Here is a 1,943-nt window from a genome sequence, read left to right on the forward strand (position 1 = left end):
CTAGATAAAAACGCTTTATTAATGGGCGACTTAGGAAAAGTTTTAGTGATTTTACAGCGAGGGTTAGAGACACCAGAACATCAAGATTTTGTTAATAAATTAACTAGCGATCGCTCTCAAGTTTAAAAATTAGATAATTATTTTCTCTCAAGTGTTCTATAATATGGGAGAAAAAACTTTGCTCAAATTAATGGATTATTTATTGACTTCTAACTGATTTTTGTGGGTGTGTTGAGCTACTTTAACACACCCTACCGATGGTTGTTATAATAATGGAAGATCAGGAGAAATTGCTGATCCGATAGCGGGCAAAGATTAACTAGAGGGTGAAAAGAGAAAACTTATGACAACTACCCCAGTAATAGCTGCTTCTTTAACAATTCCTCCCCTAGAAAACGGCGATAAATTAACTCGATGGGAATTTGAACGACGTTATCAAGGGATGCCCCATCTCAAAAAAGCGGAATTAATTGAAGGAATTGTTTATATGGCATCTCCCTTGAGAATTACCCAACATGGTGAACCCCACGCGCATATTATGTTATGGTTGGGTTTTTATAAAGCTTTTACCCCCTATCTGCAATTAGGGGATAATTGTACTGTGAGATTAGATATTGATAACGAACCCCAACCGGATGCCCTATTAAGAATTGACAAGGGAGGACAATCGACAATTAGTCAAGATGATTATGTAGAAGGCGCGCCGGAATTAATTGTCGAAATTGCCGCTTCTAGTGCTTCCTACGATGTTCATCAAAAATTAAATGTTTACCGTCGCAATCAAGTCCAAGAATATCTAGTCTGGCGGTTTTATGAACAAGAAATTGATTGGTTTCGACTACAGGCAGGAGAATATATTAAACTAGAACCCGATAGTGATGGCATAATGCGCTCCCAAATCTTCCCCGGTTTATGGCTAGATAAAAACGCTTTATTAATGGGCGACTTAGGAAAAGTTTTAGTGATTTTACAGCGAGGGTTAGAGACACCAGAACATCAAGATTTTGTCAATCAATTAACTGCCAATCACAGCTAGATTTTAAAATTAGACGGGTGCATCTCACATTTGCAGAAATACCGACAATCAGCAATTATCAGTGACTCTTAAATTATTACAAATATGTCAGCAGCTGCGTGTAAGCATCCCACCGAAAAACTAATGCGCTCCGGGGTTTGGGGGGTAGAACCCCCCAAAAGCTTGGATTGAGTGATAAAATCGGAAGTAATACCAATTTTAGAAGATAGTTTCCCTTTAAAAATCCCAACTCAGTAGATTGATAAAAATCAGATGCACCCAATTAGACAATTATTCTTGATCCACTGTCCTATAATGACAGAAAGAGTATTTTTGACTTGAATTTGTTCTTAACTGTACCCCAATAATCTCGCCCCTGATAATCTTCTCTTCACCTCACTATATGTCAAATCTAATCCTTTTCTGGCATCGTCGCGATTTACGTCTCTCGGATAATATTGGACTGAGTAAAGCTAGGGAGCGTAGTCCGAAAATTATCGGGGTTTTCTGCCTCGATCCTGCTATTTTAGAAGGGGATGATATTGCCCCTGCTAGAGTTGCCTATCTCCTCGGTTGTCTAGAGGAATTAGAAAAAAATTATCACCAAAAAGGTAGTCAATTACTGATTATTCGCGGCAACCCCAGTCAAACACTCGTCAATTTAGCTGGCAATTTATCGGCAAAAGCAGTTTTTTTTAACCTCGATATCGAACCCTACGCGCGTCAACGGGATCAACAGGTAATCGCCGCTTTACAAACAAAAGGAATTGAAGTAGAAACCTTCTGGGATCAACTTCTCCACGCTCCAGGGCAAGTCCTCACCCTCTCAAAAAGTCCCTACACCGTATATACTCCTTTTTGGAAAAATTGGAGCCAATTAGCCAAAGCCAGCCCCAAAACCCTAGAAAACCTGCAAGGATTAGACGAA

Annotated in this window: 2 protein-coding genes; both read left to right on the forward strand. The window is 39.4% G+C overall.

Annotated features, from left to right (window positions below):
* The first annotated feature begins 343 nt into the window (after positions 1–343).
* The gene (locus PX636_RS16055; protein ID WP_288117803.1) at positions 344–1,036 is read left to right on the forward strand and encodes a Uma2 family endonuclease; all 693 of its coding nucleotides are present in this window, start codon (positions 344–346) and stop codon (positions 1,034–1,036) included.
* Positions 1,037–1,418: 382 nt separating this feature from the next.
* Positions 1,419–1,943 (forward strand): deoxyribodipyrimidine photo-lyase (locus PX636_RS16060; protein WP_288117805.1); only part of this gene is annotated, 525 nt, incomplete at its 3' end.

This window comes from Microcystis sp. M53598_WE2 (assembly GCF_030067735.1).
Classification (GTDB): Bacteria; Cyanobacteriota; Cyanobacteriia; order Cyanobacteriales; family Microcystaceae; genus Microcystis; species Microcystis aeruginosa.